The organism is Actinomycetota bacterium (assembly GCA_030682655.1).
Classification (GTDB): Bacteria; Actinomycetota; Coriobacteriia; order Anaerosomatales; family JAUXNU01; genus JAUXNU01.
The window spans coordinates 50,412-77,261 of record JAUXNU010000205.1 but is presented as its reverse complement, the minus strand read 5'-3'; the positions used below and the strand labels follow the sequence as shown (position 1 = coordinate 77,261).

Here is a 26,850-nt window from a genome sequence, read left to right as displayed (position 1 = left end):
TATACAGGAGGTGACAACAGCGAAAGAGCGGTGGTTCGCTCAGGCGGAGCGCCGAGCGGGTCAGTCCCGAGAGGGCCGCGAGAATGCGGCCCTCTCTTCGTTTGCCGCCAACCGGGGGTGGTGCAGGTCATACCATCGCAGACCAAGGTTTCATCCCTTTGGAGGATGGGTTTCGGCCCCCTGCCTGACCCGTCCTCGGGGTATAAAGGCGGGAGGTAGAAGGCCGAAAGTCGGCAAACAGCATAGTCGTCCTCGGACTTTGGGACAGCGGGAGACATCGAGGCGCCGGAGCGTGACGGTCACCACAGGAGCCGGCGCGGAGTCAATGGTGAGACCGGTCCGTTTGCTGATGGGCAGGTCCCTTTTTCTTTTCCGAGACGGCCGTATTCGTCAGCAACGCACGTTCAGGAGGGTGGGAGTACCATGGCCCGAAGCATTCGCCGTAAAGGCCCGTTTGCGCGCTTGTTGACGACACTGCTGCTGCTTGCAGTGGTGGTATCGTTCACAGGCATCGGCTCCGCGATTCCTGCGGTAGCCGATGGGAACACCTCAGCTTCACAGGAGGCGACCACATCACCACCGCCTGTCGAGGAGCTGGCTGATCCCGTTGTTGAGGCGCCGGCACCTGAGGCGGAGGAATCCGAGGGCGCTGAGTCGGAGGAGGCGCCAGTCGCGCCGGTCGCAGACAGCGAGCCTGCAGCGACAGTCTCCTCGGCAGTTGCCACTGTGACGGACCGTTCGACCCCACCTGCCCTTCCGAGTGTACCGCTCGCTGCTTCGTCGATCGCTTGGGACTACGTCCCTCCCAGCAGCGTGACCATGGAGGGCTACAGCCGCCACTTCGGGTCCTGGGTCCACTCGAACCTCAAAGAGGGCTACGTCGAGGGTGAGTGGATAACGTTCCGGCTCAAGATAGAGAACTCCTCAAACACGACTCAGGCCGTTCCGGCGGCAGAGTACTGGATGGACTACAAGGAGGCGCTTGCAGCCAATAGCGCCATCGCAATCGACGACACCTTTGGCTGGAGCTGGTACGTTGCGTCTTCGCTTCCGTCTGGGGACGGATTCCCATCGTCCGGGCTGCATTCGGTGACACCGGAGTTTCAGGACGTGCCAGTGGACGGCGACAAGGGTCTTGTCACCAAGCTTCCGGAGATCGCCGAGTTCCTCATCCCTCCGCACTCTGTGGGAGCGGTCTATTTCGAAGCGCATCTCGCCATAACCGAGTACTGGCAGACCAAGGCCACTCCCTACAAGGGGGCGAGCTTCTTCAATGGTGCGAGCGCGCAGGCGCGCCTGTGGGCTTGGCACTCTGGCGACAATATCGGCCAGAAGGCCGTTCCGTTCCCGGTCGGCGCTGCGGCGATTCCCGACAGCTATCTTGAGGTCACGAAGTACAACGACCTCGATGGCGACGGGGACACGAGCGATCCGGATCCCAAGCTGACCTCTCCCGCCTTCACCTTCAAGTTGAAGTACCTCGATCCGGCGTACCCGTTCACGCTGACTGCAACCACCGCCGACGGGGTGGCGACGTTCTCGAAGCTCCCTCCCGGAGACTACGAGCTCTCCGAGGTAGTCAACGGGGACTGGGTTTCGACCAACCTGGTCACGCCCAAGACGATCACGATACCGCGCACGACGACCGTGCAGTTCTCGGCACTGAACTTCATCCCGCGTGTCGAGCTCGAGATCGAGAAGACGGCCGACCGCGATGAGGTGGCTCCAGGTGAAGTGATCAACTACACCCTCCGGTATCGCAACACCGGGAATACGACCGCTCGAGACGTGTCGATCGTCGACGACTACGACGAGACGCTTGTCACGCCCACAGGCTATGCGCCCGCAACGGATGACGGCGACGAGCTGACGTGGGACATTGGGGACCTCCCTGCGGGCACATCGTGGCATGTGATCACCTACTCGGCGACTGTGATCGGGGTTCTGCCGACAGCAAACGAGACCGTCCACAACCGGGCGGACATCCGCCTGGACGGCGTGTCGAAGGACTTCGCCGTGGAAGACGTTCGCGTCATTGCGGCGCCCAGACTGCACATCACCAAGGTCGCGTCAGTCGACGTCGCCGTCCCGGGTCAGGCCGTCTCCTACATGATCGAGTACTGGAACGATGGGAGCACGGCAGCGCTGGACGTCGCGGTCATGGACGTCTTCGCCCCTGACGACGCGCTGCTCTACTCCGTGCTGAACGGTGGAGGCGGCATTCCGGGACCGGGAGGCGTACTGCTTTGGCCGATCGGCCCTGTCGCGGCAGATGGCGTGCATCACTCGCTCGAGGTCGTCATACGGGTTGCCGACATCCTTCCCGGGTTCTCGAACGACATCGACAACACAGCCAGCATCTCCATGAACCAGCAGGTTGTCGACCAGGCTTCGGAGCATGTCGACATCTATGCTTCGAGCGAACTCTCCATCGAGAAGAGCGTGCTGGTATCACCCGATGAGCCTGGTGACGAAGTCACCTACCTGGTGGAGTGGTACAACAACGGGACGACCGCAGCCACCGATGTGACGGTCGAGGACACGTACGACACCGACTACGTGGACTCCGTGGTCGACGCCGACGGAGGCGACGACAGCGTTCCCGGCACGATCACGTGGGACGTGGGCACTGTTGCAGCGAAGTCCGGCGGATCTGTGACCTACACGGTGAAGCTCAAGGACGTCATGCCGGCTGCCTACAACGAGATCTTCAACACGGCCGCGATCTTCGAAGACGGTGAATGGGTCGACGAAGACACCGAGATGGTTTCGGTCGACGCGGCTCCCGACTGGTCCTTCGACAAGGTCGCAGTGCCGTCCGAGACGGTTCCGGGCGGAGCGATCACCTACACGCTCTACTACACGAACTCCGGCTCGCTCGATGCAGAGAACGTCTCGATAGAAGACGACTATGACCAGATGCTCGTGAGCGTCTTCGACGCCAATGGCGGCATCGACAACGGCGACACGATCCTCTTCGCTCTCGGCACCGTGCCCGCCGACGGGGTCACCCGCTCGGTGAGCTACACCGTGACCGCCTTCGACTACATGCCGGAGATCTCCAACTACGTAATCAACTACGCTGACCTGCTTGTGAATCGTCAGATTGTGGCCGAAGCCGAGGCCCTCGTTCGCGTGCCGGCCGAGACCGCGCTCGACGTCGACAAGACCGCGGACAAGATCATCGCCTCACCGGGCGAGACCGTCACCTACACGGTGAATTGGTCCAACACCGGTGGCTCGACGTCGGCACACGGCGTGTGGATCTCCGACGACTACGACCAGAGCCTGGCCGAGGTCGTCTCGACCGACGGCGGGGCCGACGATGGCGACACGATCTACTGGTATCTCGGCGACGTGGCTCCTGACGCGACCGGTAGCTTCACCTATCAGGTGAAGGTCAAGGACGTCATGCCTGAGGTGACAAACACCGTCCACAACACCGTATCGCTCTATCAGGGCGACGCACTGGCCGACCAGGCCGTGTGGGACGTCTCAGTAGATGCGGCGGCGGAGCTGCATATCAGCAAGAGCGCTGACGCCATTGAGTCTGTCACAGGCGGCACGGTTACCTACTCGATCGACTACAGGAACACAGGGACTACCGAGGCGAAGAACGTGCGCATAGTCGATGACTTCTCAAACGCCGACGCGGGTCTCTTCGCCATCACTGACGCCGACGGTGGTACGCAAGACGGCGACGACAGCATCGAGTGGCTCCTCGGCGATCTTGCGGCCGGTGCCAGCGGCACGCTGGTTGTCACGATTCGGGTAGCCGACGTCATGCCTGACGTCATCAATGACATCTTCAACGAGGCGAGCATCTACGAGTTCTACGAGAACTTCGTCGAGTCCGATGACTGGACGGTAGACGTCGACGCTTCGTCGGACCTGAGCTTCGAGAAGACGGCGGACAAGACCGCCGCACAGCCAGGCGAACTCGTGACCTACACGCTGTCGTGGGCCAATGCCGGTGACACCGCAGCGAAGGACGTGGAGATCGTCGACAACTATGACGAGGCTCTCGTCGATATCGAGTCCACCGGTGGCGGAACGGACGACGGCGACACGATCACCTGGGATATGGGCACGTTGCCCGCAGGAGGTTCGGGTAGCGTTACCTACACGGCTCGAGTTCACAGCATCGTTCCTTCGACGTACAACGTAGTCCACAACGACGCGACACTGCTCCACGACGGCGACGAGTATCCCGATGACTGGGATGTTGACGTCGATGCGGCGCCGATTCTGTCGATCCTGAAGGAAGCAGACAAGTCGAACGCCGACCCCGGTGATCAAGTCACCTACACAGTCAGCTGGTTCAACGACGGCAACACTGCCGCAGAGAACGTGACGCTCGACGATGTCTACGACACCACCTACGTCCAGTCCGTTGTGGACGCCGGCGGCGGCGACACGAGCGTTCCGGGCACGATCACATGGGATATCGGCACCGTTGCAGCTCAGAGCGGTGACTCCGTGACCTACACGGTGAAGCTCCGCGATACGATGCCCGACAACTTCAACGTCGTTCACAACGTGGCGACTCTCCACCACATGCAGGAAAGCATCCAGGACTACTGGGATGTCTATGTCGCGGCCTACGCCGAGATGACCTACATGAAGACCGGCGACAAGACAGTTGCGGCTTCGGGCGACGAGGTGGAATACACCATCAGCTATCGCAACGACGGCCAGGGCCCGGCTCTCGGCGTGCTCATCGTCGACGACTTCGCCGATGCGGATGCCGCTCTCTACTCGATTCTTGACGTGGATGGAGGCGGCCTGGTTTCGGGTGACGAGATCACCTGGGACGTCGGCGACGTGGCGCCTGACGGAGTTACCCACGAACTGCACGTCACGATTCAGACCACCAAGCCCATGCCGTCACTTGAGAACGACATCTACAACATCGCCTACTTCTACGAAGACTTCCCGTATCTGGAGCTAGACCTGGTTGATGACCTGGTTCCCGAGTTCGAGAAGGAGCTCGTGGACACGCACGACTGGAACGTCGACGTCCCGGAGATGGACCTCTCCATCGCCAAGGCCTCGGATGTGCCAACAGCGACTGCTTTGGGCTTCATCACCTATACCGTCACCTACAAGAACGAAAGCTCGGTCCCGGCCAAGGACTTCACCGTCACGGACGACTACGATGAGACGCTCGTGGATGTCGTGGACGCTGCTGGTGCGGTCGACAACGGCGACACGCTTGTTTGGACCGTCGGTACCGAACTGGCGGCTGGAGCCACCGGTTCGATCACGTATGTGGCCCAGGTCAAGGACCCCGAGTTGATTCCGGCCGACGTGATCACGCCTCTCGACAATGATGTGGTGATCTCGCACCCGGACGATTGGGACGAGAACAACAACACCGCCGAGGCAACCGTTCTGCTGAGTAATCCGACGACACCGTTCACGCCTCCCGATCTTACGATCGAGAAGTCCGCCGACAAGACGAAGGCGAAGCCGGGCGACAAGGTCACATACACCCTCACGTTCAAGAACGTGGGCGACGGCCCGTCGCAGGGATTCAAGATCGTCGATGACTACGACGAACGTTACGCAACGGTCGTTGACGCAGGCGGGGGAACCGTCGCAGGCGGGAAGATCACGTGGAACAAGAGCTATCTCGCCGCCGGCGAGTCCGGCAAGGTCACGTACGTCGTGAAGATCGACGAGACAATGCCCGATGGCAAGACGAACGTCGACAACGTTGTTGTGATCAAGGACCCGAACGATCGGAACCCGGACAACGATCGCGACACGTGGCGAGTAGTGGTCGGCGAGCCGTTCCTGCCGTTCACCGGTGGTAGCGTTCTCATGCTTCTCATGTTCGCAATGGCCGCGATAGTGACCGGCTTCGTGCTACGGCGCGCCGGTCGCATTGGTGCATGATGCAATGAACGCACATGGGCCGCTCGAGTGCTGAGGGTCTGGCGATGACAACGGAATGGGCCGCCGAGCGCGGCCCATTCCTCTTGGCACAGGCATTGGTGACGCAAGGCCCCGGCTCAGGTGAGTCGGGGCCTTGCGCCGGTACGTGGGAGAGACGGGCTGCCGGGCGATTGCCATGAGTGGCTGAACGATCGTGGCGCGGGTCTGCTACTTGGGAGGCACGTTCTCGCCCCAGTCGATCTTGCCGTTGTCTCTCCAGTCGATGATGTGCCAGACCTCGTGGTTCAGGATGGTGGACAGGCTTGCGCTGCGGCTCTTGCTGATGACGATTCTTCCTGACTGGTAGTACGCGATCGCCTGGTATCCGCGAGCGTCGCCGATGGTCACGGTGGCGCCGGCGAGTATCGGGTACTTCGCGATCAGCCCCGAGAGGATCGACTGTGCCTGTGCGAGATCGCCGCCGGAGCTCTTTGTGTTCCTCGCCAAGGACTTCGTGGCCACGCTCTGGATGGTCGTACTGCCCCGTGAGGTGGTCTTGACAATCACGGGCAGGGGGGCTTCCTTGAGGTACATCACCTTGGACAGAGCTGAGATGCCGGACTGCGCGACCTGGACCTTGGGTGCAAGCGGGGCGTCAGGGGCAAGCTGGGTCACACGAAGTCCGCCTGCAGCAGGAGTAGGGCTGATGGCGGTGGCCACGGCGGGCGCCGCAGTGGCAATCAGAAGGGCGACAAGCATCGTGACGCCGATGCGAGTCGCATTCGTTCGAATTGCGGTCTTCATTGTGGTGCACCCCTTCGGTACGGCCCCTGATGCACATCGACCCGACTCCTCCCTATGGCGCTGGGCGGAACCGGGCCTGAATGGCTTCGGTGTCGTACCCGGCGGTCCGGCTGTCGTGGGAAGGCGAACCTTCCGTTAGACCCGTGACTTTGCGAAGCTCGTCTTTCGGCGAGCCGTGCCTTTATCGGGGAGCACTGGCGATATGCGGCTTTCAATGTCTTACACTCGTGATATCGGCACGCGAGGACACAGTCCTTAGAGGGAAGTTGTGGTTTCCGTCACAGAGTTCGTGAGGCGCAGGTCACACTTTGTGCGTGCAGTGCAGTGCAGTGCAGTAGCCTGCGGGTGTTCTGACCACCGGATCGAGGCGGTTCATGGAGTCGACAAGAGCAGCAGCTCGCCTCATGCCCGCATCCTCAGGCGGGAGCGGTCGCCCGCTTCGCCTCATCGCGCACGGCATGGGGAACGTTTTCCTTGGAATAGCGGTCGGTCTCCTGTCCTATTACGGCCTCACGGACCTTGCCGCAGGGTGGCGCCAGGCCGACCTCGAGTCGGAGGTCTCTTCCTTGGCGGTCCTCACGTCCCCAGCGCCAGACAGGCTGCTTGACGATGGAACCGTGCAGTTCGACTGGAACGGATACGAGGCCGAGGATGTCGCGTATTGGGAGTCGCTCAAGGACGGCGGCGTGTTCGGACGCCTCGTGAGCGCCGACATGGGCCTCGATGCGCTTGTCGTGAAAGGTCACTCCCGCGAGAACCTGAAGCGGGGGCCGGCATGGGTCGACTACACCGACCTGCCCGGACCCACGGGAAACAGCGGCGTGTCGGGGCATCGCACGACCTACGGCGCTCCGTTCCGCAAGCTCGACGCGCTCGCCACCGGTGATACCATCTACCTGTACTCGCCGTATCGGCGCTATCGGTACGTTGTGTTCAAGACGTTTCAGGTCACGCCGAACAGAGTGGAGGTCTTGGACACTACAGACGTGCCTACGCTCACACTCACCGCATGTCATCCACCGTATAGCGCCAGGTACCGTCTGATCGTCCAGTCCGAACTAGTTGAGGTGCGGAAGATCGAGACCGATATCCCTGCGAAGCAGGAGTAGGAGGCGGTATGCGGGTCCTCGTCACAGGTGGTGCAGGATTCATCGGTTCTCATGTCGTGGAGGCGCTCGTTCCAGACTACACCGTCGGCGTTATCGATGATCTCTCGACGGGCAGCCTCGACAACGTTCCGAAGGGCGTGTGGTTCAGGCAGCTCGATATCACCAATCTCGAGATGCCTGCAGCTATCGGCGAGTTCCGACCGAACGCAATCGTGCACCTGGCTGCCCAGGCGAGTGTGGCCGCTTCGATCGTGGATCCGGAGAGGGACTGGCAGGTGAACGCCGAGGGTACTCGCCGCGTGGCGGGGGCCGCCGCACGTTGCCAGGCTATCCGGATGATCGCTGCCTCATCGGCGGCGGTCTATGGCGAGCCGACGTCGGTTCCTCTGCTGGAGACATCGCAGAAATCCCCGAGCAACCCCTACGGCCAGTCCAAACTCGCTGCCGAGGAGATGCTCGCGTCTGAACTGGTCGGGTCCGGTGTGGACTTCGCGAGTTTCCGCTTCTCGAATGTCTACGGACCCCGGCAAGACTGGCAGGGGGAAGGTGGGGTCGTCGCGATCTTCTCTGCGCATCTGGCTGCCGGAACCGCAGCGACCATCTACGGCACAGGGGAGCAGACACGCGACTTCATCTACGTACACGATGTGGTCGGAGCGATTCTCGCGGCCCTGTTCGTGGATGTGCGCCTGAGCGCTTCATGCGACGGCGGGCCTGCTTTCAACATCTCCACCGGCATGGAAACGAGCGTGAACGATCTGGCGCGCATGATGGCTGAAGCGGCCGGGGTGGAAGCTCGCTTCCCACATGCTGCTGAGCGCGTGGGAGATGTTGCGCGGAGCGCGCTTGATCCCTCGAAGGCGCGGAGCGTTTTCGCCTGGGACGCGCGCAAGCCTTTGGCGACCGGGCTGGCAGAGACATATCGGTGGTTCGAGAGATCCTAGTGCCGTCTGGGCGCGGTGCCTTCGGGCTGGCTTGGCCTCGGATGGCGGAAGCGGGAACGGTGTGAGCGATACCGGAATGCTGCCTGAGCTGTTTCAGCGCAAGGTCGAAGCGGAACTTGCCCGTGCCAACTCCCTGGTTCGGGGGGCGAGCGACAACGCTATCGCCGGTGAGCGATTCCCGTGCGTCGCATTCGTCAAGGGGATACCGGGTCCGGCTGAGCTTTCGGGAGCGCCGGTCATGTCCGGGCCTGACGGAGAGGCCGCCGCCAAGGCGATCGAGCGGCTTGGGTTCGACCCGGGTTCGACATTCGCTGTTTTTTGTCGCCCGACCTCCGACGCGACGGACAATGATGTGGCGAGCCGGTTGCGCCAGGTTCTCGAGGCCGTGGACCCCGTCACCATCATCGCTACTGACGACGAGGCGCGTGATGACCTGGGGAGGGCGTTTGGAGTGGATCTCGCGTTCGGGCGACCGATCGAATTGCACGGTCGCGTAGCGCTCGCGGTCGACGGGCTGGAGGCGTCGCTCGTGGATGATTCGCGAAAGCGGCGCGTTTGGAGACAGATGAAGGAACTCGACCCCCGTCACGCGCTGGACTCGAGTACGAAGCGGCGGTCCTAGGCCCGCTTCGATTCCCGCAAGCCGCCCGGGACGCTAGTCCTCTTCGATTTCCTCGATAGCCCCCATCGGACACTCTTCCATGCAGGCCCCACACGCCGTGCAGTCGTCGTCGTTGACAGCCTCTGCCGTGTCCCCGACGAGCTCAAGCACGCCCTCGGAGCACGCGTCAACGCAAATACCGCAGGCAGAGCACTCGTCCTCACTGATGATCGGTCGCGGCATCGGGCCTCCCTTGTGTCGCACGTGCCTGAGCATTCGCCCGTACTCTACAAATCGGCAGCACCGATGTAAAGACACTCGTTCGCGAAAGACCTCACGGAAGCAGTTCGGCCTACGCCGGACAGGGCATACAACTACGTTGTAATGAAACTTGACAACATAGGACTAAGATTTTAGCATCAGACACCCGGGCTCAGCCCGGAGCCTGGAGGTCAAGCGCCCGAGGAGGGCGAGCAGGAAGGAGAGATCTGTTATGGGCAAGGTACTGGGGATCGACCTTGGCACGACGAACTCGGCTGTGGCGGTTCTTGAGGGCGGCGAGCCGACGATCATCATCAACTCGGAAGGCGACCGCACGACACCGTCGGTCGTCGCGTTCCGCAAGGACGGCGAGCGCGTCGTGGGCAAGGCGGCCAAGAACCAGGCCATCACCAACCCTGAGAACACGATCAGCTCAATCAAGCGCTTCATCGGCCGCAAGTACGAAGAGACGAAGTCCGAACGCGGAACGATCGCGTACAACGTGCTCAAGGGCAAGGATGGACGCTGCAACGTCGACATCGACGGAAAGAACTACACGCCCGAGGAGATCTCGGCGATGGTTCTGCAGAAGCTGAAGGCAGACGCGGAGGCGTATCTCGGCGAGTCGGTGACCGAAGCGGTCATCACCGTGCCGGCGTACTTCAACGACATGCAGCGCCAGGCCACGAAGGACGCGGGCAAGATCGCCGGCCTGGAGGTCAAGCGCATCATCAACGAGCCGACGGCCGCAGCTCTGGCGTACGGACTCGACAAGGGGCACGAGGACCACACGATCCTTGTGTTCGACCTCGGCGGCGGCACCTTCGACGTGTCGGTCATGGAGATCGGCGAGGGCGTGTTCGAGGTCAAGTCGACGAGCGGGGACAATCACCTCGGCGGCGACGACTGGGACCAGCGCGTCATCGACTGGCTGGCGGAGAAGTTCAAGGCCGACCAGGGTATCGACCTGCGTGCGGACAAGATGGCCCTGCAGCGCCTCAAGGAGGCCGCGGAGAAGGCGAAGATGGAGCTTTCCACGACGCAGACCACGCAGATCAACCTACCGTTTGTGACGGCGGACGCTGCGGGACCGAAGCACCTCGACTACAGCCTGTCGCGCGCCGAATTCCAGAAGGTGACAAGCGACTTGCTCGAACGCTGCAAGAAGCCCGTCGAGACCGCGATCAAGGACTCGGGCGTGAAGTCCTCGGATATTGACCACGTCATTCTCGTGGGCGGTTCAACTCGCATGCCTGCCGTCGTCGAGATGGTCAAGGGGATCACGGGCAAGGACCCGCACAAGGGCGTCAACCCCGACGAAGTGGTAGCCGTAGGTGCCGCCATTCAGGCCGGAGTACTTGCAGGCGACGTCAAGGACATCCTGCTACTCGACGTGACCCCGCTTTCTCTGGGCGTCGAGACGCTTGGCGGAGTCATGACCAAGATGATCGATCGCAACACCACGATCCCGACGCGCAAGTCCGAGATCTACACGACCGCCGCAGACGGCCAGACAAGCGTGGAGATCCACGTGCTCCAGGGTGAGCGCAACATGGCTTCCGACAACAAGACCCTCGGCAAGTTCCACCTGATGAACATCCCGTCGGCACCACGCGGTATTCCGCAGGTTGAAGTCACATTCGACATCGACGCCAACGGAATCGTGAATGTGTCGGCCAAGGACAGGGGGACCGGTCAGGAGCAGAAGATCACAATCTCCGGCTCCACGGCGCTGTCCGATGAAGAGGTCGACCGTATGGTCACGGATGCCGAGGCCCACGCAGAGGAAGATCGCAAGAAGAGGGATGATGCCGAGATCCGCAACATGGCTGACACGCTCGTGTACTCCACGGAGAAGACGCTGAAGGACCTGGGCGACAAGGTGCCCGAGGAAACGCGTACCGCGTGCGAGTCTGCTGCCGAGGATGTCAAGAAGGCCCTCGAGGGCGATGACGCCGACGAGCTCAAGTCCCTCACCGAGAAGCTGCAGGAGGTCTCGTACAAGCTTGCCGAGATCGTCTATCAGGACACCCCGGCGGACGAAGGTGACGGCGATGCGCCGGCCGGCGATGAGGAAGAGGTCGTCGAGGCCGACTATGAGGTAGTCGACGAAGATGAGTAGCATGGGCCGGCACGACGAGGACGCACGCGAGGTTCGGGGCCCCGAGCGGGTCCCCGAACCTGAGTTCGACCCCGAGCTGGAAGAAGACCTTGGTGCCGAGTTCGAGCTTCGCGGGGACCGCCTCGCCGAGGATCTCGAAGCCGCTCGCGAAGAGGCGACGAAGAACCTTGAGGTGGCCCAGCGCGTCCAGGCCGAATTCGAGAACTTCCGCAAACGCATGGTGCGCGAGCAGCACGACGCGACCCTGCGTGCGGGGCAGCGCCTCGTTGAGAACCTGTTGCCTGCAATCGACAATCTAGAGCGAGCCATCGATCACGCGACGGCCGGAGGAGACAGCGACCTGCTAACGGGTGTCGAGATGGTACTCGGTCAGTTGCTAGATGTCCTGGCCAAGGAAGGCGCGACTCCGGTCGACCCCCTTGGCATACAGTTCGATGCGCTCAGGCACCATGCGGTCGGCAGCAAGGAAGACGCCGATGTCGCGGAGGGCACCGTCATCGAGGTCTACCAGAAGGGCTACGAGATGCACGGCCGGGTGATCCGGTCGGCGATGGTCGTCGTCGCCACCGGGGGGCCGTCCGCACCTGAGGAGTAGGCCATGGCCGGCAGGAAGGACTACTACGACATACTCGGCGTCAAGAAGGACGCCTCGACCGAGGAGGTCAAGAAGGCCTTCCGCAAGCTGGCGCGCAAGCATCATCCTGACGCCGGTGGATCCGAGGAGAGATTCAAGGAGATCAACGAGGCGTACGAAGTCCTGTCCGACGACGACAAGCGCTCCCAGTACGACCAATACGGGCAGTACTTCGGCGGTAATGCCCCGCCCGGCGCCGGCGGTCCCGGCCCAGGATGGCCCGGTGCGGGTGGAGGTGGGTTCTCCTACCAGAACGTCGACCTTGGAGACATGGGAGACCTGTTCGGAAGCATGTTCGGAGGCGGGGCTGGTTCACGCTCACGCTCCTCGGCACGCCGAGGACGCGATCTCACATATGACCTGGACCTCTCTTTCGAAGAGGCCCTGGAAGGGGTCTCTTCGCGGGTGGATATCCAGCGGGCGGAGGCCTGTTCTGTCTGCAAAGGCACCGGCGCCAAGCCCGGGACTTCGCGCACGAAATGCTCGACGTGCGGCGGGACCGGGCACACGAGCGAGGGGCAAGGAATGTTCGCTATCTCGCGCACATGTCCGCGCTGCAATGGCACCGGGACGATAGTGGAGACGCCGTGCACGACCTGCCGGGGGAAGGGGCGTGTGGTCAAGGTCAAGCCGGTCACGGTGAACGTACCTCCGGGTGTGACGGACGGAGGCAAGCTCAGGTTCAAGGGCAAGGGCGAGCCCGGTGAGTCGGGCGGTCCGGCCGGCGACCTGTACGTTGTGACGCGGATGCGCCCGCATCCCTACTACACGCGTGACGGTGCGAACGTGCACATGGAGCTGCCGCTGTCGGTCACAGAGGCTGCTCTTGGCACGGAGGTCACGATACCGACGCCTTCCGGCCAGAGGGTCAAGCTCAAGATCGCTCCCGGCACGCAGGAGGGCAAGGTCTTCCGGCTCGCCGGAAAGGGAGCCCCGAAGCTCAAGGGCAAAGGTTGGGGGGACTTGAAGGTCAAGTCCCACATCGTTATCCCGACCAAGCTCACGGCGCAAGGCAAGGAGTTGCTCGAGGAGTTTGGCGCGTCGCATAGCGAGGACCTTAGGGCTCACATCGGGTAGGGGCCAGGCAGGCGCTCACTCCCGGGAGGTGTACAGATGGTGAACAAGCGATCAGGGATCGGACGGGAACGGCCGCTGTACATGATCAGCGTGGCGGCCGGGCTCTCCGGCATGCATCCCCAGACACTGCGGATCTACGAGCGCCGCGAGCTCATCAAGCCGCAGCGATCGGCCGGCAATACACGCCTGTACTCCGAGGCCGACATCGAGCGGTTGCGTCTCATCCAGCAGCTCACGCAGGAGGAGGGCATCAACCTCGCGGGCGTGGAGCGCATCATGGCGCTGGAGAGCGAAGTCGAGCGTCTCCGAGGAGAGATCGATCGCATGCACGCACGCACGGAGGACGTCAGGCGCAGAGCGCAGCGCGAGACCGAACAGGTGCGCCGGGAGTATCGTGCCGAGATCGTGATGGTCAGGCGCGGAGGGCTTGCGCGGAGAGACTAGGATCCCACGGTGGAGAGACGAAGCCCGGTCGGGCGCTTGCGGGAAGCCGCTCTCGACTGGGCGGCACGTATGGAGGCACGAGATGAGACTCGACAAGCTCACAATCAAGGCGCAGGAGGTACTGGGGGCCGCGCAGGGTATCGCCGATGGCGCGTCCCAGCAGGTCATCGAGCCGGAGCATCTGCTCAAGGCGCTTCTGGACCAGGCCGAGGGAATCGTGCGGCCGATCGTACAGAAGGTCGGTGCGAGCCCGGATGCGCTTGAGGCCGAGGTCTCCTCGGCGATTGAAGCCATGCCGAAGGTCAGCGGTGCGGGCATTGGCCAGGCAGGCGTGGGTCCTCGGCTGAGCACGGTGTTGGCCGAGGCGTTCAAGCAGGCCGAGAAGCTGAAGGACGCCTACGTCTCGACCGAGCACCTGCTGGTGGCCATCGCCGAGGACTCCGGTGAGGCCGGTCGGCTCATGAAGGGTGCCGGGGTGACGTCGGCCCGGGTGCTCGAAGCGCTCGAGGAGTTGCGGGCGGGGAGTCGCGTCACCGACCAGAACCCCGAGTCGCAGTTCCAGGCGCTCGAGCGGTTCAGCCGCAATCTCACGGCTGCTGCGCGCGACGGCAAGCTCGATCCGGTCATCGGGCGCAACGACGAGATCCGCCGCGTGATCCAGGTGCTATCACGGCGCACGAAGAACAACCCGGTGCTGATCGGCGAGCCGGGTACGGGCAAGACCGCGATCGTCGAGGGGCTCGCGCAGCGCATCGTCGACGGTGATGTACCGAGCAGCTTGCGAGACAAGGACGTTGTCGCGCTCGATCTCGGCGCGATGGTGGCCGGAGCGAAGTACCGCGGCGAGTTCGAGGACCGGCTCAAGGCCGTGTTGCGCGAGGTGGAGCAGGCCGAGGGTCGGCTCGTGCTCTTCATCGACGAGATGCACACGATCGTGGGTGCCGGAGCCGCCGAGGGCTCGATGGATGCGAGTAACATGCTCAAGCCCGCGCTCGCACGCGGCGAGCTGCATGCGATAGGCGCGACCACGCTCGACGAGTACCGCCAGCACGTGGAGAAGGACGCCGCTTTGGAGCGCCGATTCCAGCCGGTCTATGTGGGCGAGCCGAGCGTGGAAGACACGATCGCGATCCTGCGCGGGTTGAAAGAGAAGTACGAGGTCCACCACGGCGTGCGCATCACCGATGGCGCGATCGTGTCTGCGGCCTCGCTCTCGGACCGCTACATCGCCGATCGCTTTCTGCCCGACAAGGCGATCGACCTCATCGACGAGGCCGCGTCGCGCCTCCGGATCGAGATCGACTCGATGCCGACCGAGATCGACGTGCTCGATCGCAGGCTGCGGCAGATGCAGATCGAAGAAGCCGCCCTGACCAAGGAAAGCGACGAGCCTTCTGCGGAGAGGCTGGAGGTCCTGCGCGCGGAGATGGCCGACGTCTCAGAGGAGCTCAGCGGTCTCAAGGCCCGATGGGAGTCGGAGAAGAGCGTCATCACGGATGTCCAGCGCTTCAAGGCGGAGCTCGACGAGGCCAAGATGGAGTCCGAGCGGGCAGAGCGCGAAGGCGACCTGCAGCGTGCGGCCGAGATTCGCTACGGCCGCATCCCGGGACTCGAGGCCGAACTCGATGGGGCCGACGGCCGCCTTCGCGAACTGCAATCGGGTGCCGGCATGCTGCGCGAGGAAGTGACTGACGAAGAGATCGCCGAAGTCGTGGCCGCGTGGACCGGCGTGCCCGTCTCGCGCTTGCTGGAAGGAGAGATGGCGAAGCTCGCGCATCTCGAGGAAGAGCTGCACGAGCGCGTCGTGGGCCAGGACGAGGCGGTCGCGGCGGTTGCCTCGGCGATACGGCGGAGCCGTGCGGGCCTGTCCGACCCCGACCGGCCGATCGGAAGCTTCATCTTCATGGGGCCGACCGGCGTCGGCAAGACCGAGCTTGCCCGCGCGCTGGCGGAGTTCCTGTTCGACGACGAACGCTCCATGGTGCGCATCGACATGTCGGAGTACATGGAGAAGTTCAGCGTGCAGCGGCTCATAGGGGCGCCCCCGGGCTACGTCGGCTACGACGAAGGCGGGCAGCTCACCGAGGCGGTGCGTCGCCGGCCGTACAGCGTCGTGCTGCTCGACGAGATCGAGAAGGCGCACCCGGACGTCTTTGGCGTGCTGCTTCAGGTGCTCGATGACGGACGGTTGACCGATGGCCAGGGCCGCACTGTGAGCTTCCGCAACTCGATTCTCATCATGACGAGCAACGTCGGGTCGCAGTTCATCCAGGAGATGGCCAAGTCCGGCGACGACGCGAACATGAAGGCCATGATCGAAGAAGCCATGCGGGCGACGTTCCGGCCCGAGTTCCTGAACCGCATCGACGATCTTGTCGTGTTCCACTCGCTGTCGCTCGAGCAGATCGGCGACATCGTCGAGATCCAGCTCGCCAAGGTGCGTGAGCGGCTCGCCGAGCGCAAGATCGCGCTTGAGCTCACGCCTGCGGCCATCGAGCGCATCGCACTCGATGGCTTCGACCCCGTTTACGGGGCGCGGCCGCTCAAGCGCGTCATCCAGCGCGAAGTCGTCGACCGCGTGGCCAAGGCGCTCATCGAAGGGCGCATGAGCGAAGGGGACACAGCCACTGTGGATATCGGCGAAAACGGCGAGTTGGAGCTGCACTAGCAGCTCCTACGCGCGGCGGACGCGAACAGCGAAATCATTGTCAGTACAACAAAGTGGTTGTATCCTCGGGACATGACCGTTCAAGAGGACATCGGAGTCGCACTCGTGGCTGCGCGCATCGCACGCGGGCTTACGCAGCGCGAGCTCGCCGCGCAGCTAGGCATCCACCAACAGCAGATCGCCCGCTGGGAGCGTGAGCGGTATGGGTGCGTTTCGCTGTCGCGTCTCACGAGAGTCGCGACAGCCCTCGGGCTCGGCGTCGCGGCGGTTCTCCTTGGCGGGGAGGCCAAGGGTGCCACGGAGTCGCCTCTGGCCGCCGAGGAGCAAGCGGGTTACGGTGCCGCCGTGCTAGAGACGTCCGGGGCCGATCGCTCGGCACCAGTTCGCGACCTCGGCGAGGTCATCGTTCGCATTCGGGCGCATGCGGCAGAGCTGCAAGAGCGCTATGGGGTGACCGGAGTTGACGTCTTTGGATCGTTCGCACGGGGCGAGCAGCGATCGGACAGCGATGTGGACCTCATCGTGGAGGTCGCCGTACCAACGCTGGACACGGTCTTCGGGTCCGAGGAGTACCTGACTGAGCTTCTGGGCCGCAAGGCCGATGCGGGCTCCTTCGCATCGCTACGCCCCCATGTGCGGTCGTACGTTGACGGGGAGAGAGTGCATGTCTTGGGAGCGTGATATTGGCTCGCCGGTTCGGGACATGATTGAGTCCTGTGAGTACATCATCGCCTTCGCACAGGGTGTTTCTGACGATGAGTTGCCCGATCCCCGGCGGCCGGTGCGGGGAGCTGTCATGCATCACCTCACGGTTCTGGGAGAGGCGTCCAAGCAAGTGTCCGAGGAGTGGGTGCTGCGCTATGCAGACATCCCGTGGAAACGCATCGCGGGCATGAGGGACAAGATCGTCCACCACTACTTTGGACTTGACGACAACGTCGTGGTCTCGACGGTACGCATGAGCGTGCCCGCGATTCTCCTGCAGCTTCGGGCAATGCTTCGAGAGATGGATGCGCTTGGCGACTGAGCCTTGTCGACGCCGCTCACCGAGGCAGGTGCGCCACTTGTCCGGTTCCAGCCTAGCCTGGGGATGAACTGCGGATATGAGGGAGCCAACAGCGTGACGGCTGGTTCGATCACGGGTAAGGTTGATTCATGTCCGTGACTTATGGGGGTGGGACGCTAGTGGGGGTCAGCACGGTCCAACACGTGACCGAGGTTCGCCTCGGCTTCATGCTCGGGCAGCTCGACGGGGCTCTCCGCACCCGGATGCATCAGACAGCCAGTGGCTTCGGGCTGACTGTGGACGAGTGGAGCATGCTCGCGTGTGTCTACACCCAGACGTGCTCCCCCGGTGACCTTCGCGAGATAGGCCCCGACGAGCGTATCGCCGTACCTCCCGAGGCCGGTCGCTTGCTGCTCGACCTTGAGAACAAGCGGATGCTGCGCCGGGACCGGGACGATCATTCGCCGGACATGGCGCGACTCACTCGCAAAGGCCACCAGATCGTCACCGGCATGCTGACGCTGAACCAATCGCTGATGCTCCAGGCTACCAGCGGGATGACCGCCGAGGAGATCGTGACCGCGGTGTCACTCCTTGAGCGGATGCACCGCAACCTCGCCTAGGGTGACCGCTTTGCGGCCGCTTCTCCGGACATGGATTCGGACGGCTCACCCCCGGCGGTGCCGGGCCGAGTTCAGTCCTCCAGCAGCTCGGTGACTTTCTGTCGCAGCTCAGCGTTGTCGAACGGCTTGGTAATGTAGCCTTCGGCACCGAACTCGTCGGCGTGCTTGTGGTCGCCAGGGGTAGCCGCTGTTGTGAGCATCGCGATGGGACACGTCGGCGCGCCGTCGGTGGTCCGGATGCGCTCGAGCACTTCGAACCCGCTCATGTGGGGCATAACAACATCCAGGATGATCAGGTTCGGCTCGCATGAGAACGCAAGGTCACATGCTTCCTGCCCGTCGACAGCCTCGATGATCTCGTGTCCGAGCGAAGACAAGGCCGCTCTTACGAGAGTTCGGATGAAGCGGTTGTCGTCGGCGATGAGGATGCGCTTCGTTCCCATGGATCCTCCGATGTGCGCGTCTCGATGGCCTACTACGACAGCTGAGCTGGCGTTCCTGCTTAAGGCAGGTGAAGGTCTGTTCGCGTCGAAAACCCAAGTGATACGCAGTTTCGTTCAATGAGAGGGGCGGTCGCAGTGGCGCAGCCCGGCGAAGAGGCCAGGAAGCAACTCCACATCCGCACACTGATGGCCAACGCTTCCGAGGGCTATGTCATCGTCGGCGACGACAGCCGTGTACGGTTGTTCAATGAGGTCGCCGAGGAGTTCCTTGGCATCTCTCGTGGGGATGTGGTCGGCAAGGACATGGCGTCCATCGGTGTGCCGGAGCTCGTCGACTTGGTGCGGGAGCTTGTCAGCCAGGGCGGCGACGCACCCATAGTGCCAGTCGTCGTGAACGTGAACAACCGCGTCCTCAGCTGCAAGGCGGTTCCCTTCGATAGCGGGAGTCAGGCCGGCGTAGCGATCGTGATGCGCGATGACTCCGAACTCGTCAGCCAGCAGGAGCGTGCAGAGGCGATTCTTGCCGGCGCAGGAGATGGTTTGCTCGTGTTCGCCCCCGACAGTCGCGTGACGTACGCGAATCCTGCGGCGGTCGAGATGCTCGGCGACAAGGTCCGGGAGGCCATCGGGCAGCATGTGAGCATGGGCGAGCTGCTCGGTCAGGTGCTGCCCGACGAGGACAGCGTCGAGCCGTGCTGGGACATCCGCAGCTGCAACGTGCTCGATTGCCCGCAATACGGGTCCGAGGACCTTCGCTGCTGGTTGCGGTGTGGGACGCCGGGGCCGGATGGTACTCCTGTCCCATACCGGGACAAAGCGGCGGCGTGTGTGACATGTGAGGTATTTCGGAAGAACTCGCCGATCCTTGGCGAACCGGGAAGCAACGACGTGGCCGAGGTGATGATCGAAGTGCCGGAGCACCGGGTGCTTGAGGTCCGGACCAACCCGGTCATCGACCGTGCAGGGCGCTACATCGGTTGCGTCTCCACTCTCCACGATGTGACGGCCGCGCGGGAGATCGCGGTTATGAAGAACGAGTTCGTGTCGATGGTCAGCCATGAGTTGCGCACGCCGCTGACCTCGATCAAGGGGTACGTGGACCTCATCGTCGACGGTGAGGCGGGCGAGATCAACGACATCCAGCGTGAGTTCCTCCAGATCGTGCAGGAGAACTCCGACAGGCTGGTCGAGCTCATCAACGACCTGCTCGACATCTCCCGCATGGAGTCGGGCCGCGTGCACCTCAAGCTCGAACCGCTTGAGCTGCCGGAGATCGTCCAAGGCGTGCTAGATACCTTTCGCACCTATGCGGATCAATCCAACGTCGAACTCTCGGCCAAGGTGGGCGACGATCTGCCGCGCGTTGCGGGCGACCGCGACCGGGTAGGGCAGGTCATGATGAACCTCGTGAGCAACGCCATCAAGTACTCTCCCGGCGGCGGAGCTGCGACGATCGGTGTCGGCCGTGACGGCGACCTCGTCGTGATATCGGTCTCGGACAGCGGAATCGGCATCTCCGAAGAGGACCAGGCTCAGCTCTTCACCAAGTTCTTCCGGGTCGACTCGACTCTCACTCGCGAGATCGGCGGCACAGGTCTTGGCCTCTCGATCTGCAAGACGGTCGTCGAGCTGATGGGCGGCTCGATCTGGGTCGAGAGCGTCGCCGGCGAGGGGAGCACATTCAGCTTCAGCCTGCCGGTCGCGCCGGACGAGCTGGTGCGAACGCCATCTGTCGAGGCGCCGCTTGTGGTCGGAGGGACCGTACTCGTGGTCGACCACGACCCTGAGATCGCCGACCTCATCGAGAAGTACCTCCAGAAGCGGGGCTACGATGTCGTGAAGGCCCACTCGGCGAAGGAGGCCTTGGCCGTCGCCGAGACCGCGAAGCCACGTCTCATCACCCTTGACGTCATGCTCGACGACGCGGACGGCTTTGAACTCCTCCAGGAGTTCAAAGACCATCCAGCGACGCGGGATGTCCCGGTCGTTGTGCTCTCGATCGTGTGCGACGAAGGCAAGAGCCTCCGCCACGGTGCCGCAGACTATCTCGAGAAGCCGATTGACCACGCCCGTCTCGTGAAAGTCGTTGACGAGCTCGTGGGCTCGAAGGACTCTCCGGTCGTTCTCGTGGTGGATGACGATCGACACATCGTGGACACGCTGTCGACGATGCTTCGGGCCAAAGGGTTCGCCGTGCAGTGCGCATACGACGGAGCCGAGGCGCTGCAGGCTGTCGAGAAACGGCAGCCCGACCTGATACTGCTCGATCTTCAGATGCCGGTCATGGACGGGTATGAGGTCATTCAGGAAATCAAGAGTCATGACGCGACCAGGGAGATACCGATCGTCGTCATGACGGCCCACCGGATCGACGAGAAGCACATCGACATCGTCAAGCTCGCGGCCGAGCAGGTCAGCAAACCCTTCTTGCCGGAACATCTTGTCGAGAGCATCGAACGTTTCCTTGGCAAGGAAGAGTAGCTGATGGCGCGCATCCTCGTGGTCGACGATGAACCGCATATCAGGCGCCTCGTGTCGTTCTCGCTTCAGAATCGTGGTCACGAGATACTCGAGGCGTCGGACGGGCCGACCGGAATCTCGCTGGCGAAGGAGCACCATCCGGACCTGATTCTGATGGACGTCATGATGCCGGTGATGACCGGATTCGAGGCTTTGGAGAAGCTCAAGGCCGACCAGGACACGGCGGGCATCCCGGTTGTAATGTTGTCGGCAAAGAGCCAGGTCTACGAGCAAGAAGAAGGAATAGGCCGCGGCGCGACCAAGTATGTATGCAAGCCGTTCACGCCTAGCGTCCTCGGCGATGTTGTCGCGGAGGTTCTCGACGGCGCGTAGACGAAGGGGTGGGAGCATGGCAAAGAGGATTCTGGCCGTTGACGACGAGCCGTCGATCGTCAAGCTCGTCAGCGCGACCCTGAGTGCGCGTGGCTACGACGTGGTCGTGGCACACAACGGTGAAGAGGCGCTCGACAAGGTCCGGCTCGAGAAGCCCGACCTTATCGTGCTCGACATCATGATGCCGAGGATGGACGGACACGAGGTTCGTCGGCGCCTGCAGGCCGACCCGGCCACCAAGAGTATTCCGATCGTGTTCTTGTCGGCCGTGGGCGATCTCGACAACCAGCTCGACACGCTCGATTCGGGCAGCGGCGAGTATATGACCAAGCCGTTCAAGCCTTCTGAGCTTGCCGATTACGTCGACGCGATGTTGGATCCGAGCCGCAAGTCCGAGCTCGAGAGGCACCGCTCGCAGCAGGTCGGCAAGTTGCGTGCGATGACGCAGATCATGCGCCGGGGTCTCGAGTAGCAGTACCAGGACGAACGTCTAGCGGGCGCCGGGGCCCGTCTTCTCCAGGAAGACGAGGTCGAGGCGCTCGCCCACGTTCTCGCGTCTGAACTCGGCGTACCCCAGGCTCGTATACAGGTGCAGTGGGCCTGCGCTGCGATGCCCGGTGAAGATCTCGAAGCGTCTTGCGCCCGCGAAGCGCTGTTCGATCGCCGAGGCGAGTACACGGCCGACTCCTTGGCCCTGCACGTCCGGTTCCACCACCAGACGCCCGACCCGGCACGTCCCGTCGGCAAGGTCGCCGCGTACCGAGCCGACGATGCGTCCGCTCTCCTCGGCGACGAGCACGATGCCGGCGGTCATTGCGGCGCGGACGGTCTCGGCGGTCTCGAAGAGCGGCGGGAGGGTGTCGTCTTCGTAGAGCTTGGCCTGCGACTGGAACGCGATACGGATGAGCGCTGCGATCGCGACGGCCTCCTCGGGACGTGCGTCACGCACTGTGGCTTCGCTTGCGCTCACTTCGTGTCGCCACCGTCTCGAAGCGTCTTGCCGACGGAGAACGCGTCGGCGATCTTCTCGCCGAGCCTGCGATAGTCGCGACTGCCCGCGATGTAGACGAGCGGGTCGAGCAGATCGACATCGACCTTGGCGCCGGTCTCGTCGAGCACACTCTCCTCGGCATGGGTCTCGACCACCTCGCCGATAACAAAGACGTACTCGCCGACCTCCACCTCGTGAGTGACGCGGCATTCGAGGTTGTAGGGGCATTCCTCGATGAGCGGCGTTGCGACCACGGCTGCCGGTGTGCGGGTCAGCCCGGTCTCGGCGAACTTGTCGTGGTCGCGCCCGCTCGTGATGCCGCAGTAGTCGACTACCGCAGCCTGCGAAGCAGACGGGATATTGACGGTGAACTCGCCGGTCTCGCGGATCAGCTCGAGGGTGTGGCGCGTGTTGCGCAGAGCCATCCCGATGCTCGGAGGGGCGCCGCTCGCGATGCCGATCCACGCCACGGCCATGGTGTCTGCCTTCTCCATCGTGCCCCCCACGACAAGCGGGCTCGGCATCGGATAGATACGATCGGATGGACCGAGGCGCTTCTTCATGGCGATCTCCGGGTGTCGGGGAGGGTCTCCGGCAAGTGTAGCGCAGCTCTTGGGCCCGCGATTCCGCATCAGACTCGTGCGTGAATACTGCCAAGGAGTTCGCTATGATTTCACGAATCGGTACGGTCCTTGCATGAGGACCGCCAATCGCGACAGGTGAAGGAGGTGTGATCGAAGGCTCATGGCTACCGCATCGGTGCTCGTGACGATGATGGACATGATGATGACCCGGCCCGGGTCTCGGCGCGTATGCGCTGGATCTGGGCGGACACTGCTCCCTGCCGGGAGTTAGCCGGCGGGCATCTGTTCCTCTTCGCCAATCGAGAACCGAAAGCGAGGCGCCACCATGAGCGATTCGACCGCACCCCGATTCGACACCGTTGCCATCCACGGTGGCCAGTCCCCCGATCCGACCACCGGGTCGCGCGCCGTCCCCATCTACCAGACCGTCGCGTACAACTTCCGCGATACCGGACACGCGGCCGATCTTTTCGGCCTGCGTGAGTTCGGCAACATCTACTCGCGCATCATGAACCCTACCAACGACGTGCTGGAGCAGCGCATCGCGGCGCTGGAAGGCGGGACGGCTGCGCTGGCAGTTGCGTCGGGGCACGCTGCCGAAGTGCTCGGCTTGCTCAATGTCTGCGAGACCGGGGACTCGATCGTCAGCTCCACCTCGCTCTACGGCGGCACCTGGAACATTTTCCTTCACACCTTCCGTCGTCTGGGCATCGACGTGCGATTCGTGGAGACGACCGATACCGACGGGTTCGCCGCCGCGAGTGACGCAACGACCAAGGCGTGGTTCGTTGAGACCATCGGCAACCCCCGGCTTGACGTGCCGGATCTTGCGGGACTGGCAGATGCCGCTGGCTTGCTCGGGATACCGCTCGTCGTGGACAACACCTTCGCGACCCCGTATCTTTGCCGTCCCATCGAGCACGGCGCGGCGGTGGTGGTAGAGTCGCTGACCAAGTGGATCGGCGGGCACGGCACCTCGATCGGCGGCGTGCTCGTCGACGGAGGCACGTTCGACTGGTCTGGCGGGCGTCACGCCGGCTTCACCGATCCGGATCCGAGCTACCACGGCCTCAAGTACTGGGACGTGTTCGGCGATTTCCCCGGCCTCGGCAACGTCGCATTCGCCATCAAGTCCCGGGTGCAACTCCAGCGAGATCTCGGTGCGTCGCTGTCTCCGTTCAACGCCCAGCAGTTCCTCCTTGGCGTCGAGACGCTCTCACTGAGAGTGCAACGGCACTGCGACAACGCTCTCAGCGTTGCTCGCTATCTACAGACGCATCCGAAGATCGCGTGGGTCACGTACCCCGGGCTCGACGATCACCCAACGAGAGCGAACGCCGACACCTACCTCGCGAACGGCTACGGCGGCGTCGTGGTCTTTGGCGTCAAGGGCGGCCTGGAAGTCGGGCGCACGCTGATCGAATCGGTGGAGCTGTTCAGCCATCTCGCCAACGTGGGTGACGCCAAGTCGCTCATCATCCATCCGGCCTCGACGACGCACTCCCAGCTGTCCGCCGAAGAGCTTGAGCGTGCGGGGATCGGCCCCGATTTCGTGCGGATCTCTGTCGGGATAGAGGATGTCGAGGACATCATTGCCGATCTCGACCAGGCGCTAGGTCGGGTGTGATCGATGGACACCGTGACCGGTAGACGCGTTCGAAACGCGTCCGGCCCGCGTCTGGTCGAGCTTGCGAATGGCCTGACGCTGTCTTCGGGTCGTCGACTTGAACACGTCGAGGTAGCCTACGAGACGTTCGGGACGCGCGCCGAAGACGACTCGAACGTTATGCTCGCGTGCCACGCGCTCTCGGGTGACGCACACGTGGCGCGAGGACCGGACGGTAGCGGCGACGACGCGCCCGGCTGGTGGGATATGATGGTCGGTCCCGGCAAGCCGATTGACACCGACCGACACTTCGTCGTGTGTGCCAACGTCCTGGCAGGATGCTCCGGCACCACCGGACCGGGTTCCGCGAACCCTGCGACCGGACGGCCCTACGGGCTCGACTTCCCGCTTGTGACCATCGAGGACATGGTAGATGCGCAGGTGGCACTTCTGGACGTGCTCGGCGTCGAGCGGCTCGCGTGCGTCGTGGGAGGTTCGATGGGCGGAATGCAAGCGCTTATGTGGGCGAAGCGCTATCCGAACAAGGTCGATGCGGTAATGGCAATTGCCTCCACGTGGCGTCTCGGGGCTCAGGCGATCGCGTTCAACGAGGTCGGGCGGACCGCGATCCTCGGCGATCCCGATTTCCGGGGCGGGCACTACCACGACCACGGACAGCCGCATAACGGCCTCGGGGTCGCCCGCATGGTTGGTCACATCACGTACCTGTCCGACGAGTCGATGCGCGCGAAGTTCGGGAGGCGCCTGTGCGATCGCGATGCGCACGCCTTCGACTTCGTCACCGAGTTCGAGGTGGAGAGCTACCTCGCACACCAGGGTCGGAAGTTTGTTGAGCGCTTCGACGCGAATACCTACCTGTACATGACGAAGGCGATGGACTACTACGACCTGTGCGGAAACGTCGGTTCGCTTGCCGATGCACTCGCGGGTATCGACAGCCGGTTCCTGATCATCTCGTTCTCGAGCGACTGGCTGTTTCCCACGTACCAGTCCCGCGAGATCGTGCGCGCGCTGCAGCAGGTGGGCGCGGAGGTTGCGTTTGCCGAGATACAGAGCCCGTACGGGCACGATGCGTTTCTGCTCGAACCCGAAGCGCAGGGCCGGTTGATCACGCCGTTTCTCGAAGTGGGCGCCCGGATGGGAGGTGCGTAGCGTGACAACCTCCGAGCTGCTCAGAGGGGACCTGCTGTTGATTGCCGACCTTGTGCCTCCGGGTTCCCGCGTGCTCGATCTCGGCTGTGGGGACGGAGCGCTCCTCGTGTACTTGCGAGACGTGCACGGGTGCACTGTCCGGGGCGTGGAACTCGCCGCCGAGAGCGTTGCTGCGTGCGTCGCACGCGGGCTTGCCGTGGTCCAGGCCAACCTCGATGATGGGCTCGCGGACTTTCCCGACGGCGCGTTCGACGTCGTCATCCTTTCACAGACACTGCAGGTCGTTCGTCGACCCGCACTGGTCGTGCGCGAGATGCTGCGGGTGGGACGCCATGGAATCATCTCGTTCCCCAACTTCGCGCACTGGCGCGTTCGGGCATACCTGGCGTTTCGGGGTAGAATGCCCGTGTCCAGGACTATCCCCTACACGTGGCACGAGACGCCGAACATTCACCACACGACACTCCTCGACTTTCGCGAGTTCTGCCGCGCGAACAGTGTGGAGATTGCCCAGGAGATCACACTGCGTGCGCGAGGCTCTCGGAACACACGCCGGGTTCGGGTTCTGCGCAACCTCTTGTCAGAGACTGTGGTCTCGGTGGTCGAATCGGCACGAACATTGCTCTGAGACGCCCAGGAACAGCTGACGGGGGATCCAATGATCCGCAAGCTCCGAGATGCACGCTATGCTCCGATCGCCGTTCTCTCGGCCGTCGCGATCGTCGTCGTCCTGATTCCCATGTGCATGATGGCGTTGTGTGGACCCGTTGCCGACGGTCACCACATGGGCATGGGCGGGCTCACGTCGCTGCTGAACTGCGACCATATGTACTTCCCGTCGGACGCCGCTTCGGGCGTCCTCGCCCAGTTCCTGGTGATGATGTTCGCCGTCGCCGTATTCGCGGCCTACTTCAAGGCACCTGTGATGGCGCGGCGCCCCTTGTGGACGCTCGCCACCGTGGACGAGCCTCCTCGGCCACCTGACGACCCTCTCTGGGGCCGCCTCCTGATCTAGACCCACCTCCTC

Annotated in this window: 24 protein-coding genes and 1 riboswitch; of the genes, 19 read left to right on the top strand and 5 right to left on the bottom strand. The window is 63.2% G+C overall.

Annotated elements, in window-relative coordinates:
* The first annotated feature begins 423 nt into the window (after window positions 1-423).
* On the top strand, window positions 424-5,901 hold the full coding sequence (locus tag Q8K99_13710; protein MDP2183608.1) for a hypothetical protein: 5,478 nt from the start codon (window positions 424-426) through the stop codon (window positions 5,899-5,901).
* A 207-nt stretch (window positions 5,902-6,108) separates the two neighbouring features.
* Here the strand turns inward: Q8K99_13710 and Q8K99_13705 are convergent, their stop codons facing one another.
* Window positions 6,109-6,684: a hypothetical protein gene (locus Q8K99_13705; protein MDP2183607.1), complete on the bottom strand. Its 576-nt coding sequence runs from the start codon at window positions 6,682-6,684 to the stop codon at window positions 6,109-6,111.
* A 97-nt stretch (window positions 6,685-6,781) separates the two neighbouring features.
* A riboswitch (cyclic di-GMP riboswitch) is annotated at window positions 6,782-6,874 on the bottom strand.
* 184 nt (window positions 6,875-7,058) lie between these two features.
* Here Q8K99_13705 and Q8K99_13700 point away from each other — a divergent pair.
* From Q8K99_13700 to Q8K99_13690, 3 genes are all read left to right on the top strand, one after another.
* The gene (locus Q8K99_13700; protein ID MDP2183606.1) at window positions 7,059-7,793 is read left to right on the top strand and encodes a class E sortase; all 735 of its coding nucleotides are present in this window, start codon (window positions 7,059-7,061) and stop codon (window positions 7,791-7,793) included.
* 8 nt (window positions 7,794-7,801) lie between these two features.
* Window positions 7,802-8,737, top strand: coding sequence for an NAD-dependent epimerase/dehydratase family protein (locus tag Q8K99_13695; protein MDP2183605.1), 936 nt, complete (start codon window positions 7,802-7,804; stop codon window positions 8,735-8,737).
* A gap of 61 nt (window positions 8,738-8,798) precedes the next feature.
* Complete coding sequence (locus Q8K99_13690) at window positions 8,799-9,359, top strand: hypothetical protein (protein MDP2183604.1); 561 nt, start codon at window positions 8,799-8,801, stop codon at window positions 9,357-9,359.
* Window positions 9,360-9,392: 33 nt separating this feature from the next.
* On the opposite strand, the gene Q8K99_13685 is transcribed toward Q8K99_13690, so the two are convergent.
* The gene (locus tag Q8K99_13685) at window positions 9,393-9,581 is read right to left on the bottom strand and encodes a 4Fe-4S binding protein (protein MDP2183603.1); all 189 of its coding nucleotides are present in this window, start codon (window positions 9,579-9,581) and stop codon (window positions 9,393-9,395) included.
* A 250-nt stretch (window positions 9,582-9,831) separates the two neighbouring features.
* On the opposite strand from Q8K99_13685, the gene dnaK reads away from it, so the two are divergent.
* The 8 genes from dnaK (at window position 9,832) to Q8K99_13645 (ending at window position 18,173) form a co-directional block, all read left to right on the top strand.
* Window positions 9,832-11,721 (top strand): molecular chaperone DnaK, encoded by a 1,890-nt coding sequence (gene dnaK / locus Q8K99_13680; protein MDP2183602.1) that lies wholly within the window; start codon window positions 9,832-9,834, stop codon window positions 11,719-11,721.
* On the top strand, window positions 11,714-12,316 hold the full coding sequence (locus Q8K99_13675; GenBank protein ID MDP2183601.1) for a nucleotide exchange factor GrpE: 603 nt from the start codon (window positions 11,714-11,716) through the stop codon (window positions 12,314-12,316). Before dnaK ends, Q8K99_13675 begins: the two co-directional genes overlap by 8 nt.
* Window positions 12,317-12,319: 3 nt before the next feature.
* Entirely contained in the window at window positions 12,320-13,432 is a 1,113-nt protein-coding gene (gene dnaJ / locus Q8K99_13670; protein ID MDP2183600.1) for a molecular chaperone DnaJ, read from the top strand.
* A gap of 36 nt (window positions 13,433-13,468) precedes the next feature.
* Window positions 13,469-13,876, top strand: a complete 408-nt coding sequence (locus tag Q8K99_13665; protein ID MDP2183599.1) for a MerR family transcriptional regulator — start codon at window positions 13,469-13,471, stop codon at window positions 13,874-13,876.
* 82 nt (window positions 13,877-13,958) lie between these two features.
* Window positions 13,959-16,544, top strand: coding sequence for an ATP-dependent chaperone ClpB (gene clpB / locus Q8K99_13660; GenBank protein MDP2183598.1), 2,586 nt, complete (start codon window positions 13,959-13,961; stop codon window positions 16,542-16,544).
* A 72-nt stretch (window positions 16,545-16,616) separates the two neighbouring features.
* Entirely contained in the window at window positions 16,617-17,225 is a 609-nt protein-coding gene (locus Q8K99_13655; GenBank protein MDP2183597.1) for a helix-turn-helix domain-containing protein, read from the top strand.
* The gene (locus Q8K99_13650) at window positions 17,209-17,571 is read left to right on the top strand and encodes a DUF86 domain-containing protein (GenBank protein MDP2183596.1); all 363 of its coding nucleotides are present in this window, start codon (window positions 17,209-17,211) and stop codon (window positions 17,569-17,571) included. Before Q8K99_13655 ends, Q8K99_13650 begins: the two co-directional genes overlap by 17 nt.
* Window positions 17,572-17,729: 158 nt before the next feature.
* A complete protein-coding gene (locus Q8K99_13645; GenBank protein MDP2183595.1) occupies window positions 17,730-18,173 on the top strand; it encodes a MarR family winged helix-turn-helix transcriptional regulator in 444 nt (147 codons plus the stop codon).
* A 71-nt stretch (window positions 18,174-18,244) separates the two neighbouring features.
* Here the strand turns inward: Q8K99_13645 and Q8K99_13640 are convergent, their stop codons facing one another.
* Window positions 18,245-18,616 (bottom strand): response regulator, encoded by a 372-nt coding sequence (locus Q8K99_13640; protein MDP2183594.1) that lies wholly within the window; start codon window positions 18,614-18,616, stop codon window positions 18,245-18,247.
* Between the two features lie 135 nt (window positions 18,617-18,751).
* On the opposite strand from Q8K99_13640, the gene Q8K99_13635 reads away from it, so the two are divergent.
* From Q8K99_13635 to Q8K99_13625, 3 genes are read left to right on the top strand one after another with little or no spacing between them, the layout of a single operon-like run.
* Window positions 18,752-21,097, top strand: coding sequence for a response regulator (locus tag Q8K99_13635; protein ID MDP2183593.1), 2,346 nt, complete (start codon window positions 18,752-18,754; stop codon window positions 21,095-21,097).
* Window positions 21,098-21,100: 3 nt separating this feature from the next.
* Window positions 21,101-21,469 (top strand): response regulator, encoded by a 369-nt coding sequence (locus Q8K99_13630; protein ID MDP2183592.1) that lies wholly within the window; start codon window positions 21,101-21,103, stop codon window positions 21,467-21,469.
* A gap of 16 nt (window positions 21,470-21,485) precedes the next feature.
* Window positions 21,486-21,941, top strand: coding sequence for a response regulator (locus Q8K99_13625; protein MDP2183591.1), 456 nt, complete (start codon window positions 21,486-21,488; stop codon window positions 21,939-21,941).
* Window positions 21,942-21,959: 18 nt separating this feature from the next.
* On the opposite strand, the gene Q8K99_13620 is transcribed toward Q8K99_13625, so the two are convergent.
* Both Q8K99_13620 and Q8K99_13615 read right to left on the bottom strand, forming a co-directional pair.
* Window positions 21,960-22,418 (bottom strand): GNAT family N-acetyltransferase, encoded by a 459-nt coding sequence (locus tag Q8K99_13620; GenBank protein ID MDP2183590.1) that lies wholly within the window; start codon window positions 22,416-22,418, stop codon window positions 21,960-21,962.
* Window positions 22,419-22,435: 17 nt separating this feature from the next.
* Window positions 22,436-23,023, bottom strand: coding sequence for a flavin reductase family protein (locus Q8K99_13615; GenBank protein ID MDP2183589.1), 588 nt, complete (start codon window positions 23,021-23,023; stop codon window positions 22,436-22,438).
* A 346-nt stretch (window positions 23,024-23,369) separates the two neighbouring features.
* Between Q8K99_13615 and Q8K99_13610 the strand changes: the two genes are divergently transcribed.
* Genes Q8K99_13610 through Q8K99_13595 form a run of 4 tightly spaced genes read left to right on the top strand, consistent with a single transcriptional unit; the run spans window position 23,370 to window position 26,838 of the window.
* Window positions 23,370-24,671: a PLP-dependent transferase gene (locus tag Q8K99_13610; GenBank protein ID MDP2183588.1), complete on the top strand. Its 1,302-nt coding sequence runs from the start codon at window positions 23,370-23,372 to the stop codon at window positions 24,669-24,671.
* 3 nt (window positions 24,672-24,674) lie between these two features.
* On the top strand, window positions 24,675-25,823 hold the full coding sequence (locus Q8K99_13605; protein MDP2183587.1) for a homoserine O-acetyltransferase: 1,149 nt from the start codon (window positions 24,675-24,677) through the stop codon (window positions 25,821-25,823).
* 1 nt (window position 25,824) lies between these two features.
* Window positions 25,825-26,451 carry a methionine biosynthesis protein MetW gene (gene metW / locus Q8K99_13600; protein ID MDP2183586.1) on the top strand — a complete coding sequence of 209 codons (627 nt, stop codon included), beginning with the start codon at window positions 25,825-25,827 and terminating at the stop codon, window positions 26,449-26,451.
* A 30-nt stretch (window positions 26,452-26,481) separates the two neighbouring features.
* Complete coding sequence (locus tag Q8K99_13595; protein ID MDP2183585.1) at window positions 26,482-26,838, top strand: hypothetical protein; 357 nt, start codon at window positions 26,482-26,484, stop codon at window positions 26,836-26,838.
* The last annotated feature ends 12 nt before the right edge of the window (window positions 26,839-26,850 follow it).

What these genes read in the sequence shown, in the direction of transcription:
- Q8K99_13710 (MDP2183608.1), top strand. Translation starts at nt 424, where the DNA reads ATGGCCCGAAGCATTCGCCGTAAAGGCCCGTTTGCGCGCTTGTTGACG.
- Q8K99_13705 (MDP2183607.1), bottom strand. Translation starts at nt 6,684, where the DNA reads ATGAAGACCGCAATTCGAACGAATGCGACTCGCATCGGCGTCACGATG.
- Q8K99_13700 (MDP2183606.1), top strand. Translation starts at nt 7,059, where the DNA reads ATGGAGTCGACAAGAGCAGCAGCTCGCCTCATGCCCGCATCCTCAGGC.
- Q8K99_13695 (MDP2183605.1), top strand. Translation starts at nt 7,802, where the DNA reads ATGCGGGTCCTCGTCACAGGTGGTGCAGGATTCATCGGTTCTCATGTC.
- Q8K99_13685 (MDP2183603.1), bottom strand. Translation starts at nt 9,581, where the DNA reads ATGCCGCGACCGATCATCAGTGAGGACGAGTGCTCTGCCTGCGGTATT.
- dnaK (MDP2183602.1), top strand. Translation starts at nt 9,832, where the DNA reads ATGGGCAAGGTACTGGGGATCGACCTTGGCACGACGAACTCGGCTGTG.
- Q8K99_13675 (MDP2183601.1), top strand. Translation starts at nt 11,714, where the DNA reads ATGAGTAGCATGGGCCGGCACGACGAGGACGCACGCGAGGTTCGGGGC.
- dnaJ (MDP2183600.1), top strand. Translation starts at nt 12,320, where the DNA reads ATGGCCGGCAGGAAGGACTACTACGACATACTCGGCGTCAAGAAGGAC.
- Q8K99_13665 (MDP2183599.1), top strand. Translation starts at nt 13,469, where the DNA reads ATGGTGAACAAGCGATCAGGGATCGGACGGGAACGGCCGCTGTACATG.
- clpB (MDP2183598.1), top strand. Translation starts at nt 13,959, where the DNA reads ATGAGACTCGACAAGCTCACAATCAAGGCGCAGGAGGTACTGGGGGCC.
- Q8K99_13655 (MDP2183597.1), top strand. Translation starts at nt 16,617, where the DNA reads ATGACCGTTCAAGAGGACATCGGAGTCGCACTCGTGGCTGCGCGCATC.
- Q8K99_13650 (MDP2183596.1), top strand. Translation starts at nt 17,209, where the DNA reads ATGTCTTGGGAGCGTGATATTGGCTCGCCGGTTCGGGACATGATTGAG.
- Q8K99_13640 (MDP2183594.1), bottom strand. Translation starts at nt 18,616, where the DNA reads ATGGGAACGAAGCGCATCCTCATCGCCGACGACAACCGCTTCATCCGA.
- Q8K99_13630 (MDP2183592.1), top strand. Translation starts at nt 21,101, where the DNA reads ATGGCGCGCATCCTCGTGGTCGACGATGAACCGCATATCAGGCGCCTC.
- Q8K99_13625 (MDP2183591.1), top strand. Translation starts at nt 21,486, where the DNA reads ATGGCAAAGAGGATTCTGGCCGTTGACGACGAGCCGTCGATCGTCAAG.
- Q8K99_13615 (MDP2183589.1), bottom strand. Translation starts at nt 23,023, where the DNA reads ATGAAGAAGCGCCTCGGTCCATCCGATCGTATCTATCCGATGCCGAGC.
- Q8K99_13610 (MDP2183588.1), top strand. Translation starts at nt 23,370, where the DNA reads ATGAGCGATTCGACCGCACCCCGATTCGACACCGTTGCCATCCACGGT.
- Q8K99_13605 (MDP2183587.1), top strand. Translation starts at nt 24,675, where the DNA reads ATGGACACCGTGACCGGTAGACGCGTTCGAAACGCGTCCGGCCCGCGT.
- Q8K99_13595 (MDP2183585.1), top strand. Translation starts at nt 26,482, where the DNA reads ATGATCCGCAAGCTCCGAGATGCACGCTATGCTCCGATCGCCGTTCTC.